This window comes from Streptomyces chiangmaiensis (assembly GCF_036281785.1).
GTDB lineage: Bacteria > Actinomycetota > Actinomycetes > Streptomycetales > Streptomycetaceae > Streptomyces > Streptomyces chiangmaiensis.
Window position 1 is genome coordinate 1 of record NZ_JAYWVC010000599.1, and the last position, 1,181, is coordinate 1,181.

Genomic DNA, 1,181 nt, shown 5'->3' on the forward strand with positions numbered 1-1,181 from the left:
CCGCATGGCCGCCACAAACGGCGGCGCCCGCACGCCGGCAACAGTGACGGAGGCCGACGGGGGTACAGAGACAGTTACGCTGGCGGCGCGAGGTTGACACGGCCGGCCCCCTCTTGCGGCTTAGGTTGAGGCGGTCGGGAAGGCGCTCAGGAGTCGTCGCTGGTGTCGGGTACGACATGGACAGCTGCCTCCTCAGCTGAGGCAGCGCCGCCGTCGATCCCGACGTCCCGTGCCCAATAGTCGTCACCGTCGTATCCGGTGGCGTCGATGCCGGTATCCCAGCTGAGGAGCCGTCCAGCGCGCTCATCGCCGACTTGGTCATCGATGAGCTCGCCATCCGTGTCGACCGTGTCGCCCAGTCCGTCGCCGTCATCTGATGCGCTCACCTCCGGCACCTCCCGCCTCAGGCGGTGCGTGAGGTCTTCGTGGGAGGCGCCCTCTCTAGCGGTCAGCCCCCACTCGTTGACGGCTATGGGTGCTTCGGCAGGCGAGTAGCCGCGGTCCAGGACGTCTTCGCCGAGCTCGTCCTCGTCGAATTCCTCTCGCGAGCGCAGGGGGTTCGAGGCGGCAAAGTCCTCGAAGCCTGGAAGGTCGTCAGGTGAAGTCATCTTGGCCTCCATGCCGTAGGCGTTGGGCAACGCAGGTGCGATGCCTTTGTTGGCGGTGTGGCGCCAGAGGTTGTCATTCAAGCGGCTTGATGTGTACGAGGCATCTATCCGAGATAGTCGCTGGGCCCGGCGGCCCAGGCGGAGGCTGTGCCACCCGCCTCCCGCGTTCAGCTTCGTGTGTGACCCCAGCTGCCGGGGTGCTGGAGTCGATCAGCAGCACGTAGCCGGGGTTCTCTTCGATGAAGCGGTCGACAACCTGACAGGAGTTGGTGATCACGGCTCCTTTGGCGCTGAGGTCGTCAGGGCCGTACCGAATCAGCAGCTTGGACCAGTCACGTCCTCGGAAGCCTTCCCGGATTGAGGTTCCCCCGCTGCGCGGGAGTGGCTGACTATCTGGTCAGGGCAGATTGACGTGGTTTCAGGTTCACTTGTTCGGTTGTTACCCGGCTGGCGTAGTGCTTCTCCTCGTACTCGATCGGGCTGAGGTAGCCGAGGGAACCTCAGAAGAGCGGCGGCACGTGTCCTGTCTCTCCACCGTCCAACAAGCGGCTTGCCTCCTGCCTGCCCTCGAAC

Annotated in this window: 1 protein-coding gene; it reads right to left on the bottom strand. The window is 64.9% G+C overall.

Features of this window, described 5'->3' with window-relative positions; translation table 11 throughout:
* Nucleotides 1-146: 146 nt before the first annotated feature.
* Complete coding sequence (locus tag VXC91_RS45875) at nucleotides 147-689, bottom strand: DUF5709 domain-containing protein (protein WP_329513250.1); 543 nt, start codon at nucleotides 687-689, stop codon at nucleotides 147-149.
* Nucleotides 690-1,181: the final 492 nt, after the last annotated feature.